This is a genomic window from Williamsia sp. MIQD14 (genome assembly GCF_051025635.1).
GTDB lineage: Bacteria > Actinomycetota > Actinomycetes > Mycobacteriales > Mycobacteriaceae > Williamsia_A.
Window position 1 is genome coordinate 478,065 of the sequence record NZ_JBPFDG010000005.1, and the last position, 14,312, is coordinate 492,376.

Consider the following 14,312-nt stretch of genomic DNA (forward strand, 5'->3'; position numbering starts at 1 on the left):
GCCGTGACGCGCGGCAGGGACGAGGGTGTGACGGACATGAGTGAACCGACAGCGCAGGGCACGGACTCCGTAGCCGAGCCCGCGGAGGCGTCGACCGCGACCGTCCAGGACGCGGTCCCCACCTCCACCGAGCCGGCGGTCGCGCCGGACGCGACACCCGACACCCCGGTCTCGGAGCCGCCGGCCTCCCCGCCCGCCGACCCCGCGCCGGCTGTCGCCGAGTCCTCGCCCGCTGTCGCGGCGCCGAGCGCACCCTCCCCCGGTACCCCGAAGCCCGGACCCCGCCCCGGTCCCCGTCCGGGGCCACGCCCCGGGGCACCCAGGCCGGCCGGCGCGAACCCCGCGGCCGCCGCGGCACCGGCCGTGGAGCACCCGGTGCGCGTGCGGCCGGCGAGTGATCCACGTCTGTTCGGTCGGGTCGACGACGACGGGACGGTGTGGCTCACCGTCGGTGACGAACCCCGACAGATCGGTTCCTGGCAGGCCGGCACCCCCGCCGACGGCCTGGCCCACTACGGCCGACGGTTCGACGACCTCGCCACCGAGGTCGAGATCCTCGAGGAGCGACTCGCGGCGGGAACCGGTGATCCCCGCAAGACGAAGACCGCCGCGGTGGCCCTGCGCGAATCCCTGCCCACGGCCACGGTGATCGGTGACGTGCCGGCCCTCGAGGTGCGGCTGACGGCCATCATCGACGGCGCCGACAGCATCGCCGAGAAGCGCACGAAGGAACGCGACGCCGCCCGTTCCGCCGCGATCGCCCGCAAGGAGACCCTCGCCGCCGAGGCCGAACAGATCGGCGCCGAGACCACGCAGTGGAAGCACGCGGGCGACCGTCTTCGCGAGATCCTCGACGAGTGGAAGACGATCAAGGGCGTCGACCGCAAGACCGACGACGTGCTGTGGAAGCGCTACGCAAAGGCCCGTGACGCGTTCAATCGCCGTCGCGGTGCGCATTTCGCGGATCTCGACCGCGAGCGCGCCGGCGCGAAGGCGCGCAAGGAAGAACTGATCGAGCAGGCGCAGGCCCTGTCGGACTCCACCGACTGGGGTCCCACCGCGGGGAAGTTCCGCGATCTGCTGACCGAGTGGAAGGCGGCCGGTCGCGCGCCCCGAGACACCGACGACGCCCTGTGGGAGCGCTTCAAGGCCGCCCAGGACGTGTTCTTCGCGGCCCGCAACGCGGCGAACTCCGAGCGCGACGAGGAGTTCGGCGCGAACGCGGCGGCCAAGCGCGCACTGCTCGACGAGGCGAAGTCGATGGCCGACCCGGCGAAGGATCTCGACGCCGCGCGCACCCAGTTCCGGTCGCTGCGCGACCGATGGGACGGCATCGGCAAGGTCCCCCGCGAGCAGATGCAGTCGCTCGAGAAGGGCATCCGCGCCATCGAGAAACGCATCGCCGACGCCGAGAACTCGCACTGGCAGCGCACCGATCCGGAGGTCAAGGCCCGCGCCGACCAGTTCGCGTCGCGCGTGGCCCAGCTCGAGGAGCAGGCCGAGAAGGCTGCCGCACGCGGCAAGGACCGTGACGCTGCCGACCTGCGGGCTCAGGCCCAACAGTGGCGTGAGTGGTCACAGGCGGCGCAGAGCGCGGTCTCCGACCTCTAGGAGCCGGGCGACGCTGGGCCCGACGAGGGGTCAGTCGCCGACGGGGTCGGTGGGCGCGGCAGCGTCGTCGGCCGGTCGATCGGACGCGCGGGCCTGCGATGCACGGCGCTGGAGGGCGCGGGCACGATCCTCGGCCTCGGTCGCCTCGCGACGACGTCCCTCCTCGAGTGCGAGCTGGTAGTTGGTGCGCGCCCAGACCACCCGCGCCCAGTGGAACGTGATGACCAGCAACGCGAACCAGCCCAGCACCAACCCGACACCGACGCCGTGCGGCGGGGCGATCCCGTCGACCCCGGGGGTGTTGCGCGACCACCAGGCGAGCATGCCCGCGACGCAGCCGACCGCCGAGCCGCACAGCGCGACCCATGCGATCACCCAGCGCCGGGTCACCAACGCGAGCATCGAGAACCCGATGCCGAAGATGACCAGCAGGTAGATGAAGACACGCGAGGTGATCGTCACCCGCTCCGCGGTCGAGTCGGCGGCGAAGGTGAGCACGTCGATCCCGTTGGCCGAGCCGGTGTGCGGCAGAATCATCGCGAGGATGGCCGCGAGCACGGCGACCGCCACCACGACGGCACGCCCGCCCGGGTCGATCTCGCCGGCCACCTTGCGTTCGGCCTTGCGCAGGTCCCCCTCGAAGGCCGAGAAGCCGTCACCGTCGGTCGATCGTGCATCACTCATGAACCACATCCTCCTCCGCATGACGCGGTATCGGTACCGGGTGCGTCGGTGACCACCGGCACCCCCATCGCCGGCATACCGAGGCCCACACCGATCGGCGGGGTCTGTGCGGTGCGTCCGGCCGCGGAGGCATCGCCCGCGCGGGTCCGTCGATGGGAGAGCACACCGTCGTCGGCGACGAGGTGATGCGGCGCCGCACCGGTCACAACGGTCTCGATGACGTCGCCCGCCCGGATGGCGTCGGACCCGCCCGCCGCGAAATGCACCAGGCGACCGTCGCGGGCGCGACCCGTGCGCCGGTGGGTCGCCGCGCTCTTGCGACCGCTGTCGGCGACCACGAGCAGCTCCACCCGGTTGCCGACCGTCCGGCGGTTCTCCTGAAGGCAGATCTCGTCCTGCAGGGCGGTCAGGCGCAGATACCGTTCGGTGACAACCTCTTTGGGCACCTGATCGGGCATCGTCGCCGCGGGCGTCCCCGGCCGTGGCGAGTACTGGAAGGTGAACGCCGAGGCGAAACGGGCGGTGGCGACCATGTCGAGCGTCTGGGCGAAGTCCTCCTCGGTCTCCCCCGGGAACCCGACGATGATGTCGGTGCTGATCGCGGCGTCGGGGATGCGGTCGCGCACCTCGTCGAGGATCGACAGGAACCGGGTCCGCCGATAACTGCGTCGCATCGACCGCAGCACGCGGTCGGAGCCGGACTGCAGCGGCATGTGCAGCTGCGGACACACCGCGGGGGTCTCCGCCATCGCGTCGATCACGTCGGTGGTGAACTCCGCCGGGTGGGGTGAGGTGAATCTCAGCCGTTCGAGGCCGTCGATGCCGCCGGTGGCCCGCAGCAGATCGGCGAACGCCGAGCGCCGCCGTCCCAGGGCCGGATCCACGAACGACATGCCGTAGGCGTTCACGTTCTGGCCGAGCAACGTCACCTCGAGCACGCCCTCGTCCACGAGCGCCTGCACCTCGGCGAGGACGTCACCGGGCCTACGGTCGACCTCCTTGCCGCGCAGCGCGGGGACGATGCAGAACGTGCAGGTGTTGTTGCATCCGACCGACACCGACACCCACCCCGCGTACGACGACTCGCGGCGCGCGGGCAGCGTGGAGGGGAACTCCTTGAGCGAGTCGAGGATCTCGACCTCGGCGGCGGCATTGTGGCGGGCGCGCTCGAGCAGCACCGGCAGCGACCCCAGGTTGTGGGTGCCGAACACGACGTCGACCCACGGCGCCTTGTCGACCACGGCGCCGCGGTCCTTCTGGGCGAGGCAGCCGCCGACGGCGATCTGCATGTCGGGACGCTGCTGCTTGATCGGCGCGAGATGCGAGAGGTTGCCGTAGAGCTTGTTGTCGGCGTTCTCGCGCACCGCGCACGTGTTGAACACCACCAGGTCGGCGTCGGTGTCGTCGCTCGCGCGCACGTACCCGGCGTCCTCGAGCACGCCCGAGATGCGCTCGGAGTCGTGCACGTTCATCTGACAGCCGTGGGTACGGACCTGGTAGCTGCGGGCGCCCTGCCCGGCGGGTGCGGTCGGGGGTGAATACGCTTTCATCGCAGCCCAGGGTACGTCTGCGCGAGGGCACAACCGGAATCGGCGGCATCGACGAGCCCCGGGGCTCCGCGGGTAAAGATTTCGTTACCCCCGGCCACGCTTTCGGGGCATTTCGGGTCATGGTGACCGTAAGGTGCCCAGCATGACCGCTTCGCAATCCGGACCGGCCGCGTCCGCGACATCGGGCACCACCCCGATGATCTCGCTACACGGTGTCGACAAACACTTCGGTGACCTCCACGTACTCAAGGACATCAACCTCGACGTGCCTGCCGGACAGGTGGTCGTCGTGCTCGGCCCCTCGGGTTCGGGCAAGTCGACGCTGTGTCGCACCATCAACCGCCTCGAGCCGATCGACAACGGTGAGATCCGCATCGACGGCGAGCCCCTGCCGTCGGAGGGCAAGGGACTCGCCGCCCTGCGCGCCGAGGTCGGCATGGTGTTCCAGTCGTTCAACCTGTTCGCCCACAAGACGATCATCGACAACGTCACCCTCGCGCCGATGAAGGTGCGCAGGAAGAGCAAGGACGCCGCGCGGGAGCGTGCGATGGAACTGCTCGAGCGGGTCGGCATCGCCGCGCAGAAGGACAAGTACCCCGCGCAACTCTCCGGCGGTCAGCAGCAGCGCGTGGCCATCGCCCGCTCGCTCGCGATGGACCCCAAGGTGATGCTGTTCGACGAGCCCACCTCGGCCCTCGACCCCGAGATGGTCAACGAGGTCCTCGACGTCATGGTCTCGCTGGCCAAGGAGGGTATGACGATGCTCGTCGTCACCCACGAGATGGGTTTCGCCCGTAAGGCCGCCGATCGCGTCATCTTCATGGCCGACGGCGCCGTCGTCGAGGACACCGACCCGGAGAGCTTCTTCACCCGTCCGGAGTCCGAACGGGCCCGCGATTTCCTCGGCAAGATCCTGGGCCACTGATGGGGGCATCACCGAGGGCGCCGATGCGGGCATCACGCGAACTACTAATGCCGACGGCACACAGACGCCGACGTCGGTGGTCCACCGTGCTCGCGCTGGCCGTGACGCTGACCGTCACCGCGGCGTCGATGACCGCCTGCGGCAACACCAATCCCCGTGACCTCATCGCGTCGATCAAGGACGGCTCGGTCATCCTCGGCACGAAGTACGACCAGCCCGGCCTCGGGCTGCGCGAACCGAACAAGGACTTCACCGGTTTCGACACGCTGGTGTCGCGGTACGTGGTCGATGCGATCGCCGACGACCTCGGTGTGAAACACCCGAAGATCACCTGGCGTGAGACGCCGTCCGCCCAGCGCGAGACGCTCATCGAGAACGGCGAGGTCGACATGATCGCCGCCACGTACTCGATCAACGCCGCGCGCTCGGAACGCGTCGCCTTCGCCGGGCCCTACCTGGTGAACTACCAGGGACTGCTGGTCCGCAAGGACGACGACAGCATCGCGACGCTGACCGACCTCGACAAGGGCAAGAAGCTCTGTTCGGTGACCGGTTCGACGTCGGCCCAGAACGTCAAGGCCCAGCTGCCGCGTATCCAGTTGCAGGAGTACGACTCCTACTCGGGATGCGTCGAGGCCCTGCGGTTGAAGAAGATCGACGCGTTGACCACCGACGAGGTCATCCTCGCGGGCTTCGCCAACTTCGACATCTACGACGACCAGTTCAAGATCGTCGACATGACCTATCCCAAGGACGCGTGCATCACCTCGTCCGGCAAGAAGGTCCTCCGCAAGAAGGGAGCGCCGTTCTCCACCGAGCGGTACGGCATCGGCATGCCGAAGAACTACCCGGCCAACGTCACCGCGGCCAACAAGGCGCTGGACAAGATGCTCACCCCGGACGGATCCGGGTCGTCGCCGTGGGAACGCGCCCTGCGCGAGTCCGTCGGTGACGAGGAGGTCGACACGTTGATGAAGCGGGCCGACGCGCCCGACTCACCGTTCACCTTCACCCCGAAACCCGGCGATCTGTCGTTCCTCGACTCGACGCCGACCCCGTGCCCGGCGGGTCTGTCATGAACGAGCTGTGGTCGGACATCGGCCCTGCGTTGTGGCCCGCGTACTGGGTCACCCTCAAGCTGACCTTCTTCGCCGCCATCGGTTCGCTGGTGTGGGGCACGATCCTCGCCGGCATGCGGGTGTCGCCGGTACCCGTGATGCGGATGTTCGGGACCTGGTACGTCAACATCGTCCGCAACACCCCGCTGACGTTGATCGTCATCTTCTGTTCGATCGGTCTGTACCAGAACCTCGGTCTCACCCTGGCGCCGGAGAACGCGAACTTCATCAAGAACAACAACTTCTGGCTCGCCGTTCTCGGGTTCGTCGTCTACACCTCGACATTCGTGTGCGAGACACTGCGATCCGGCTTCAACACCGTCCCGCTCGGCCAGGCCGAGGCGGCCCGGTCGCTGGGCCTCGGTTTCTCGAAGGTGTTCGCGATCATCGTCCTGCCGCAGGCGATCCGATCGGTCATCGGGCCGATGGGCAGTGTCCTGATCGCGCTGACGAAGAACACGACGATCGCCTCCGCCATCGGTGTCGCCGAGGCGTCGCTGCTGATGAAGGAACAGATCGAGAACCACGCCGATCAGATCGTCGCGATCTTCGCCATCATCGCGGTCGGCTTCATGATCATCACGTTGCTCGAGGGCTACGTGTTCGGCTTCCTCGCGAAGAGATTGGCGGTCCGACGATGAGCGGCAGCGCGACAGTTCTCTACGACGCCCCCGGCCCCAAGGCCCGGCGTCGGTACCAGGCGATCGCCGCCGTGTTCGCCGTGATCCTCATCGCGGCCGTGGTGTTCGTGATCGTCACGCTGGCCGGCAACGAGCAGCTCACCGCCGAGAAGTGGAAGCCGTTCGTCGAGGCCAACACCTGGACCACTTACCTGCTGCCCGGACTGTGGGGCACGCTCAAGGCCGCGGCCCTGTCTATCGTGTTCGCGTTGATCCTCGGTGCCGTCCTGGGCATCGGGCGGCTCTCGGAGCATCGCGCGGTGCGGTGGATCAGCGGTGGTGTGGTCGAGATCTTCCGGGCGATCCCCGTCCTGATCCTGATGATCTTCGCCTACTACCTGTTCGCGCAGTACGCGGTGTTCCCGTCGCAGCAGTTGGCCTTCGCGGCCGTCGTCACCGGGCTCACGCTGTACAACGGCTCGGTGATCGCGGAGATCCTGCGTTCGGGGATCAACTCGTTGCCGTCGGGACAGCTCGAGGCGGCCAACTCGCTGGGGCTGCGCAAGTCGCAGACCATGCGGATCATCCTGCTCCCCCAGGCCATCACCGCGATGCTGCCCGCACTGATCTCGCAGATGGTGATCGCACTCAAGGACAGCGCGCTGGGTTATGCGATCGGCTACATCGAGGTCGTGCGCTCGGGCATCCAGTCCGCCTCGTACTACGGCAACTACCTGCCGGCCCTCGTCGTCGTGGCGATCGTCATGATCATCATCAACTTCGGGTTGTCGGTGCTGGCCACCACGGTCGAGCGCCGCGTGCGTGAGGGACGACGCAAGGACACGACGGCCGCACCGGTCCAGCTCGACAAACTGCCCGTCTGACGTGACGCCTCCGGCCGGGCCGGAGGCGTCAGTCGGGACCCGGTAGGTCGTCGAGCGCCGCGCGGACGATCTCGAAGGCATCGGTCGATCCGTAACCGCGTCGGGCGAGCATGGCGACGAGGCGACGGGTCCGCCGGTCGCGTTCCTCGCGGTCGGTGATCATGTCCGCGGTCCAGCTGCTCACCTTGCGGGCGACGAGATCGGCGGCGCGGATGCGTTCCTCGTCGGCGTCGATCGTGGCGAGTGCGACTTCCGCGACCGACGGGTCGACACCTTTGGTGCGCAGCTCGTGCCGCAGCGCGGTGCGCCCGCGGCCGCTGTGCTCATGTCGGGCGCGCACCCATTGCAGGGCGAAGTCCGCGTCGTCGACGAGTCCGACGGCAGCGAGGCGGTCGAGCACCGAATCCACCTCCGCGGGCTCGAAATCCTTGCCCAGCAGCCGGGTCCGCAGTTCTGATCGGCTGCGGGCGCGCACCCCGAGCAGGCGCAGCGCGCTGTCGTAGGCGGTCGTCTCGGATCGCGATCCGCGTCCTGCCGGCTGCTTCTCGGGCGGAGGAGGGGCCGGCGACGAACGGGAGAGGATCTCGCGGGTCGCACCCTGCAGGCGCGCCCGGACATCCTCTCCCGTTCGGGAGTCGTGGAACCGGTCAGAAGTCAACGGGCGCGGGCGCCACGTCATCGGTCAGGACCGCACCGATGCCGAGCTTCTCCTTGATCTTCTTCTCGATCTCGTCGCGCACGTCGATGTTCTCGAGCAGGAACTTGCGGGCGTTCTCCTTGCCCTGGCCGAGCTGGTCACCCTCGTAGGTGAACCACGAACCGGACTTGCGGATGAAGCCCTCGTTGACGCCGAGGTCGATCAGCGAGCCCTCCTTGCTGATGCCGTGGCCGTAGAGGATGTCGAACTCGGCCTGCTTGAACGGCGGTGAGACCTTGTTCTTGACGACCTTGACCCGGGTGCGGTTGCCCACCGCGTCGGTGCCGTCCTTCAGGGTCTCGATGCGACGGATGTCGAGGCGCACCGACGCGTAGAACTTCAGAGCCTTACCGCCCGTGGTGGTCTCGGGCGAGCCGAACATGACGCCGATCTTCTCGCGCAGCTGGTTGATGAAGATGACCGTGGTGCCCGAGTTGCTCATGGCGCCGGTGATCTTGCGCAGCGCCTGGCTCATCAGGCGGGCCTGGAGGCCGACGTGGCTGTCGCCCATCTCGCCCTCGATCTCCGCGCGGGGCACCAGTGCGGCCACCGAGTCGACGACCAGGATGTCGAGCGCGCCGGAGCGGATCAGCATGTCCGCGATCTCGAGCGCCTGCTCACCGGTGTCGGGCTGCGACACCAGCAGGGCGTCGGTGTCGACACCGAGCTTCTGCGCGTAATCGGGGTCGAGAGCGTGCTCGGCGTCGATGAAGGCCGCGATGCCGCCGTTGGCCTGCGCGTTGGCGACCGCGTGCAGTGCCACGGTGGTCTTACCCGAGGACTCCGGACCGTAGATCTCCACGACGCGGCCGCGCGGCAGACCGCCGATGCCCAGCGCGACGTCGAGTGCGATCGACCCGGTGGGGATCACCTCGATCGGTGCGCGCACCTCGTCGCCCAGGCGCATCACCGAGCCCTTGCCGAAGTTCTTGTCGATCTGCGCGAGTGCGAGGTCGAGCGCCTTCTCGCGATCCTGCGGTGCTGCTGCCATGGGGTTCTCCTGTGTCTGGGAGGCCGATCCTGTACGTGTCTACAGGCCGGTGACCTCGGTGTGCGCCACGCTAGACGGGCCCACCGACAACGACATCGATCGTGCGTGCCGCCCTGTGCACCGACGTCATCTGTGGATCGATCCACTCGATCGGGATCGCCTCGCGTACTCGAACAGGGTCCAGATTAGACGAACATCTGTTCGATGCGGGTATTCGCCGCGCCGACACGCCGTGGGACCCGACGGCGCATCACGGTGTGACCGGGTGATGCGTCACCAGCGGTCGCGGGGGACGTCGAAATCGCGGCAGTAGGCCTGCCACACCTGTTTCGGGTCGTATCCCGCGTCGACGGCGTCGGCACCGTTGCGCCCGCCGAAGTCGGGGAAGACATGGTCACGCAACATGGAGTACGCGGCGGTGGAGCCGAACTCGGTCTCCATCAATTCGGTGAACTCGGTCAGACGCATCACCGGCCAGCCTAGCGACGATCCCCCGCCGGGTCGTCACGGTGGGCACGGACCACGGCGCGGCACACCTGGACCGGATCGGTCAGACCGCGTGCCTCGCCGGCCGAGCGCGCGGCGGCGCGGATCGCGGGATCGTCGAGGACCTGCTCGACGGCCGAGCGCAGTGTGGCCGGCGTCAGCGGCCGGACACAGACACCGACGCCGGCCCGCTCGACGCGGTTGGCGAGCTCCCACTGGTCGCCACCGCCCGGGACGGTGACCACCGGAATCCCCGCGGTGAGGCATTTGGCGAGCATGCCGTGGCCGCCCCCGCAGATGGCCACCGACGCCGTCGCCAGCAACGTGTCCTGGCGGCCGGTCGTGGCGGTCGCCCAGTCCGGCAACGGGATCGACGGTGCGGTGAGTGCGGAGACGACGAGCCGTAGCGGTCGGCCGGTCGTGGCCGGATCGAGAGCCTGCAGCGCAGTGGCGACGAGGTCGGCGACACCGGTGTGCGCGGTCGAGGGGGCCACCACGACCAGCGGACCGTCGCCGGCCGGGGGTTCGGCGGTGGCATCGGTCGGTTCCCACAGCAGTGGACCGACCACGTGGGCGGAGTCGGGCCAGTCGGGCCGCGGCACCTCCAACGCGGGCAGCGTCGCGACCAGACGCGCGTCGGGCCCGGGATCGTCGGCGGGCAGACCGACCGACACCCGCGCCACCCCGCGCTGCCGTTCGCCGAGTCGGCGCGAGCGCGCCGTGGCGGCCCGCATCAGCGTGTCGCGCAGACGTCCGCCCACCCCGGTCCCCGGCGCCAGCCCGCTGCCGATCGGCGGCAGTCCGCGCGACGGCTCGTAGAGCGGGTGCGGCGAGAGTTCGATCCAGGGCAGACCCAGCAGTCGTGCCGACCATCCGCCGCAGACGGTGATCACATCGCACACCACGAGGTCGACGCGCGCGATCTCGAGCAGCGGGGTGAGCGCCGTCGTCATCCGTGCGGCCCGCACACTCAGTCGCGCACCGGCGTCGGTGTCGTCGCCGTCGGTGTCGACCAGGTCGAGTCCGGGCAGCTCCGCCATCTCGACCGCGGGGACCGCATCGGCGCGGTCGCTACGGATGTCGGCCCACCGTGGACCGGTGAACACGACGACCTCGTCACCCGCCCGCGCCAGCCGCTCCGCCAGCGCGATCGCCGGGATCGCATGCCCCGCATCGGGACCCGCGACGACGGCGACGCGCACGTGAGGACTCCTCGCTGTCGGTTCGTCGGTCTCCGCGGCCGGTCTAGCGATCGGCGGGCGTGTCGGCCGAGTGCTCATCCGACCGGGTGAACCACTTGACCACCGTCAGGACACCCACGGCCAGCAGGCCCAGGACGGCCAGCGCCGCGACACCCTTCGCGAGCGCCACGATCAACCCGAACGCCAACCACACCACGACGACCGCCACCGCAATCTTCCACCACATGTCCCGCACCTCTCCGTTCCGATGTCCGGGCCGATCGACGTGCCGACCCGTCACCGTCGACGATGCCGCCCGTGGAGATGGCTTGTCAGCACCTCACGTCGTGATCGGGGGAAAGATCCGGGATGACCCCGACACCGCAGGCCGCGGTCTCAGGGCAGCGTAAATCGTCAGATCAGGATTGCTCGGGACGCTTGTTCAGATCGGGGGTGGCGGGGTCGATGGCCGCGTTCGACGACGAACCGCCGGGCAGGGCGTCGTTCTTCATGCCCGCGCGGATCTGCTCGAGGCGCGAGTGCCCCGCCATCTGCACCGAGGCCTGCTGGACCTCCATCATGCGACCGCCGACGGTGTTGCGGGAGAGCTCCGCCGAACCGAGGGCGGTGGCGTAGCGGCGCTCGATCTTCTCGCGCACCTGCTCGAGGTTGGGGGTGTTGCCCGGCGCCGACAGCTCGCTCATCTGCTGCAGCGAGGAGCTGACCTGCTCCTGCATCTTCGCCTGCTCGAGCTGGCTGAGCAGCTTGGTGCGCTCGGCGAGCTTCTGCTGCAACATCATCGAGTTCTGCTCGACGGCCTGCTTGGCCTGGGCCGCGGCCTGCAGCGACTGGTCGTGCAGCGTCTTGAGGTCCTCGACGCCCTGCTCGGCGGTGACGAGTTGGGCGGCGAACGCCTCCGCGGCGTTGGTGTACTCCCCCGCCTTCGCCGAGTCGCCGTTCGACGCCGCCTGGTCGGCCAGGGTCAGTGCCTGCCGGGTGTTGGCGTTGAGCTTCTCGACGTCCTCGAGCTGGCGGTTGAGCTTCATCTCGAGCTGGCGCTGGTTGCCGATGACCGCCGCGGCCTGCTGCGACAACGCCTGGTGCTGACGCTGCGCGTCCTCGATCGCCTGCTGGATCTGGATCTTGGGATCGGCACGCTCGTCGATCGTGGCGTTGCCCGCGGCCATGAGGTAGCGCCAGGCCTTCACGAATGGGTTCGGCATCTTGTCCCTGTCGTCGGTGCTCGTACGTGATGTCGTGCCCGGCCGATCTCCCCGGGAGTCGCGCCGTGCGGTGGACACCAATCTAGCCGCTGGCGTCACCTCGGGGGGCGACGTCGCGCCCCGCGGGTGGTGCGGGTCAGGCCGCCGACAGGGCCGAACTGCCCCGCGCGCGGCCGACACCGGCCGAGTCGGCGGGCGGCGGGATGACGACCTTGGTGTCCTCGGCGATGGTGGTGCGCCGGCGCATCGCGGTGCTGACGTCGAGGAGCACGTCGGCGATCTCGACGTCGAGGGCGTCACAGATGGCGGAGAGCAACTCGCTCGACGCCTCCTTCTGTCCACGCTCGATCTCGGACAGGTAGCCCAGGCTCACCCGCGCGTCGGTCGAGACCTCACGCAACGTACGGCCCTGATCCGTCCGGACCCGCCGCAGACTGCCACCGAGAGCCTCACGAAGTAGTGCTGCCATTGGAGTCCTCCTCACCTACTGACGTACAACGCGACGACACCCCGCGGAAGTTCCCGATCAGGTCGTACCGGCGATCGCCGGGGAGTTCCGACGACCCTAATCGACGACCGGCGACACCGCCGGTCGGTTGTCCTGCTGCGGGTCCGGACGCGGTCGTGTCGTCTACGCCGCGCGCCCGGCCGCCCGCAGCTGCAGTGCGCGCCAGACGTAGTCGAGACCGGTGACGACGGTCGCGATGATCGCGGCGACCATCACCACGATCGCGACCCAGTGCACCGCACCGGGAAGCGGGAGGATGTAGAGGCCGATCGCGATGACCTGCAGGAGCGTCTTGAACTTGCCGCCGCGACTGGCCGGTATGACGCCGTGCCGGATCACCCAGAACCGCAGCAGGGTGACGCCGACCTCGCGGGCGATGATCACCGCGGTGATCCACCACGACAGGTCGCCGAGGAGCGACAGGCCGATCAACGCCGACCCGATGAGCGCCTTGTCGGCGATCGGATCGGCCATCTTGCCGAAGTCGGTGATGAGCCCGCGGTTGCGCGCGATGCGTCCGTCGTAGCGGTCGGTGATCGCGGCGACCGCGAACACGACCCAGGCGGCGATCCGCCAGCCCGGTTCGTGGCCGTCGCCGGCGAAGAGGGCGGCGAGGAACACCGGCACGAGCACGATGCGGAACACGGTGAGGATGTTGGCGATGTTGACGATCGGGACGTTGCTGACCGGATCGGCGATCGGGTCGTCGGCGACGGGCTTGATCGAGTTGCGCAACCGCTCGGCCACCGGCGAATCCTCGCCTGCCGACCGACCGATGCCGCCACGGCGCCGATCATCGGTGCGTCCTGGATCACCCACGCCCATGACGATATCGGTCACACGGGCACGACCCGAGCGCAGGTCACACGAGCGCGCCGAACGCGTGTCGCGGGCCCACGCGACGGGCGCCGCCCCGAGGCCGACGTATTAGTGTTTCCCCATGGCAGCCGACGAGGGGTACGCCGCCACCGACGGCGTCACCGATGCCGTGTCGGTGACGATCCGGCGGGCTCGGACCTCCGACGTCCCGCGCATCAAGGCGGTGATCGACATGTACGCCGGACGCATCCTGCTCGAGAAGAACCTGGTGACCTTGTACGAGGCCGTCCAGGAGTTCTGGGTCGCCGAGATCGCCGGCGAGGTGGTGGGATGCGGTGCGCTGCACGTGCTCTGGGCCGATCTCGGCGAGGTCCGCACGGTGGCCGTCGACCCGGCGTGGGCGGGACACGGCATCGGCCATCGTCTCGTCGGCCGACTCATGGACGTCGCACGCGATCTCCAACTGACCCGCGTGTTCGTGCTGACGTTCGAGACCCACTTCTTCGCCCGACACGGTTTCGCCGAGATCGACGGCACCCCGGTCACCGCGGAGGTCTACGAGGAGATGTGCCGGTCGTACGACGCGGGCGTGGCCGAGTTCCTCGACCTCAGCTACGTCAAGCCGAACACGTTGGGCAACACCCGGATGTTGGCCTCCCTGCGCTGAGATCCCCTGTCCCCACCCCGAGGAGCACCATGACCGTCTTCGCCGTCGAGTACACCTACGTCGACGCCACCTCCGACCTTCGCGACACCCACCGGGCGTCGCACCGCGACTGGTTGAAGGGGCTCGTCGACACCGGGGTCGTGCTCGAGTCGGGCCCCTACCCCGACGGCACCGGTGCGCTGCTGATCTTCCGTGCCGACGACGCCGACGCACTCGCGGGGATCCTCGCGCGGGACCCCTTCCACGCGGCCGACGCCATCACGGCCACCCGCGTGACGGAGTGGAAGCCCATCTTCGGTCCGTTCGCGGCCTGAGACGGGCGAACCCCGCACCACCGGTGGGTGCGCG

Annotated in this window: 17 protein-coding genes; 7 read left to right on the forward strand and 10 right to left on the reverse strand. The window is 69.0% G+C overall.

What is annotated here, in order from left to right; genetic code table 11:
• Positions 1-36: 36 nt before the first annotated feature.
• Positions 37-1,611, forward strand: coding sequence for a DUF349 domain-containing protein (locus tag ACQ7HM_RS19680; protein WP_434217917.1), 1,575 nt, complete (start codon positions 37-39; stop codon positions 1,609-1,611).
• A gap of 30 nt (positions 1,612-1,641) precedes the next feature.
• On the opposite strand, the gene ACQ7HM_RS19685 is transcribed toward ACQ7HM_RS19680, so the two are convergent.
• Together ACQ7HM_RS19685 and miaB are read right to left on the reverse strand one after the other, a co-directional pair.
• Complete coding sequence (locus tag ACQ7HM_RS19685; RefSeq protein WP_434217918.1) at positions 1,642-2,295, reverse strand: Rv2732c family membrane protein; 654 nt, start codon at positions 2,293-2,295, stop codon at positions 1,642-1,644.
• Complete coding sequence (gene miaB / locus ACQ7HM_RS19690) at positions 2,292-3,845, reverse strand: tRNA (N6-isopentenyl adenosine(37)-C2)-methylthiotransferase MiaB (protein WP_434217919.1); 1,554 nt, start codon at positions 3,843-3,845, stop codon at positions 2,292-2,294. The genes ACQ7HM_RS19685 and miaB overlap by 4 nt, the downstream gene beginning before the upstream one ends.
• A gap of 196 nt (positions 3,846-4,041) precedes the next feature.
• Here miaB and ACQ7HM_RS19695 point away from each other — a divergent pair, with 196 nt between their 5' ends.
• Genes ACQ7HM_RS19695 through ACQ7HM_RS19710 form a run of 4 tightly spaced genes read left to right on the forward strand, consistent with a single transcriptional unit; the run spans position 4,042 to position 7,392 of the window.
• Entirely contained in the window at positions 4,042-4,770 is a 729-nt protein-coding gene (locus tag ACQ7HM_RS19695) for an amino acid ABC transporter ATP-binding protein (RefSeq protein WP_434217988.1), read from the forward strand.
• A 23-nt stretch (positions 4,771-4,793) separates the two neighbouring features.
• Positions 4,794-5,849, forward strand: coding sequence for a glutamate ABC transporter substrate-binding protein (locus ACQ7HM_RS19700; protein WP_434217920.1), 1,056 nt, complete (start codon positions 4,794-4,796; stop codon positions 5,847-5,849).
• Positions 5,846-6,529, forward strand: coding sequence for an amino acid ABC transporter permease (locus ACQ7HM_RS19705; RefSeq protein WP_434217921.1), 684 nt, complete (start codon positions 5,846-5,848; stop codon positions 6,527-6,529). Before ACQ7HM_RS19700 ends, ACQ7HM_RS19705 begins: the two co-directional genes overlap by 4 nt.
• Positions 6,526-7,392 (forward strand): amino acid ABC transporter permease, encoded by an 867-nt coding sequence (locus ACQ7HM_RS19710; RefSeq protein ID WP_434217922.1) that lies wholly within the window; start codon positions 6,526-6,528, stop codon positions 7,390-7,392. The genes ACQ7HM_RS19705 and ACQ7HM_RS19710 overlap by 4 nt, the downstream gene beginning before the upstream one ends.
• Positions 7,393-7,420: 28 nt before the next feature.
• On the opposite strand, the gene ACQ7HM_RS19715 is transcribed toward ACQ7HM_RS19710, so the two are convergent.
• The 8 genes from ACQ7HM_RS19715 to pgsA form a co-directional block, all read right to left on the reverse strand.
• Positions 7,421-8,071 carry a regulatory protein RecX gene (locus ACQ7HM_RS19715; RefSeq protein WP_434217923.1) on the reverse strand — a complete coding sequence of 217 codons (651 nt, stop codon included), beginning with the start codon at positions 8,069-8,071 and terminating at the stop codon, positions 7,421-7,423.
• Positions 8,040-9,080: a recombinase RecA gene (recA, locus tag ACQ7HM_RS19720; RefSeq protein ID WP_434217924.1), complete on the reverse strand. Its 1,041-nt coding sequence runs from the start codon at positions 9,078-9,080 to the stop codon at positions 8,040-8,042. The genes ACQ7HM_RS19715 and recA overlap by 32 nt, the downstream gene beginning before the upstream one ends.
• A 273-nt stretch (positions 9,081-9,353) precedes the next feature.
• Positions 9,354-9,548, reverse strand: a complete 195-nt coding sequence (locus tag ACQ7HM_RS19725) for a DUF3046 domain-containing protein (protein WP_434217925.1) — start codon at positions 9,546-9,548, stop codon at positions 9,354-9,356.
• A gap of 11 nt (positions 9,549-9,559) precedes the next feature.
• The gene (locus tag ACQ7HM_RS19730) at positions 9,560-10,768 is read right to left on the reverse strand and encodes a glycosyltransferase (RefSeq protein WP_434217926.1); all 1,209 of its coding nucleotides are present in this window, start codon (positions 10,766-10,768) and stop codon (positions 9,560-9,562) included.
• A gap of 43 nt (positions 10,769-10,811) precedes the next feature.
• Positions 10,812-10,994 (reverse strand): hypothetical protein, encoded by a 183-nt coding sequence (locus tag ACQ7HM_RS19735; protein ID WP_434217927.1) that lies wholly within the window; start codon positions 10,992-10,994, stop codon positions 10,812-10,814.
• 172 nt (positions 10,995-11,166) lie between these two features.
• Positions 11,167-11,970 (reverse strand): PspA/IM30 family protein, encoded by an 804-nt coding sequence (locus ACQ7HM_RS19740; protein ID WP_434217928.1) that lies wholly within the window; start codon positions 11,968-11,970, stop codon positions 11,167-11,169.
• A gap of 136 nt (positions 11,971-12,106) precedes the next feature.
• Positions 12,107-12,439: a helix-turn-helix domain-containing protein gene (locus ACQ7HM_RS19745; RefSeq protein ID WP_434217929.1), complete on the reverse strand. Its 333-nt coding sequence runs from the start codon at positions 12,437-12,439 to the stop codon at positions 12,107-12,109.
• A 162-nt stretch (positions 12,440-12,601) separates the two neighbouring features.
• Positions 12,602-13,225 (reverse strand): CDP-diacylglycerol--glycerol-3-phosphate 3-phosphatidyltransferase, encoded by a 624-nt coding sequence (gene pgsA, locus ACQ7HM_RS19750; protein ID WP_434217989.1) that lies wholly within the window; start codon positions 13,223-13,225, stop codon positions 12,602-12,604.
• Between the two features lie 193 nt (positions 13,226-13,418).
• Here pgsA and ACQ7HM_RS19755 point away from each other — a divergent pair, with 193 nt between their 5' ends.
• Entirely contained in the window at positions 13,419-13,964 is a 546-nt protein-coding gene (locus ACQ7HM_RS19755) for an amino-acid N-acetyltransferase (protein WP_434217930.1), read from the forward strand.
• A 29-nt stretch (positions 13,965-13,993) separates the two neighbouring features.
• Positions 13,994-14,278: a YciI family protein gene (locus ACQ7HM_RS19760; RefSeq protein ID WP_434217931.1), complete on the forward strand. Its 285-nt coding sequence runs from the start codon at positions 13,994-13,996 to the stop codon at positions 14,276-14,278.
• Positions 14,279-14,312 lie beyond the last annotated feature (34 nt).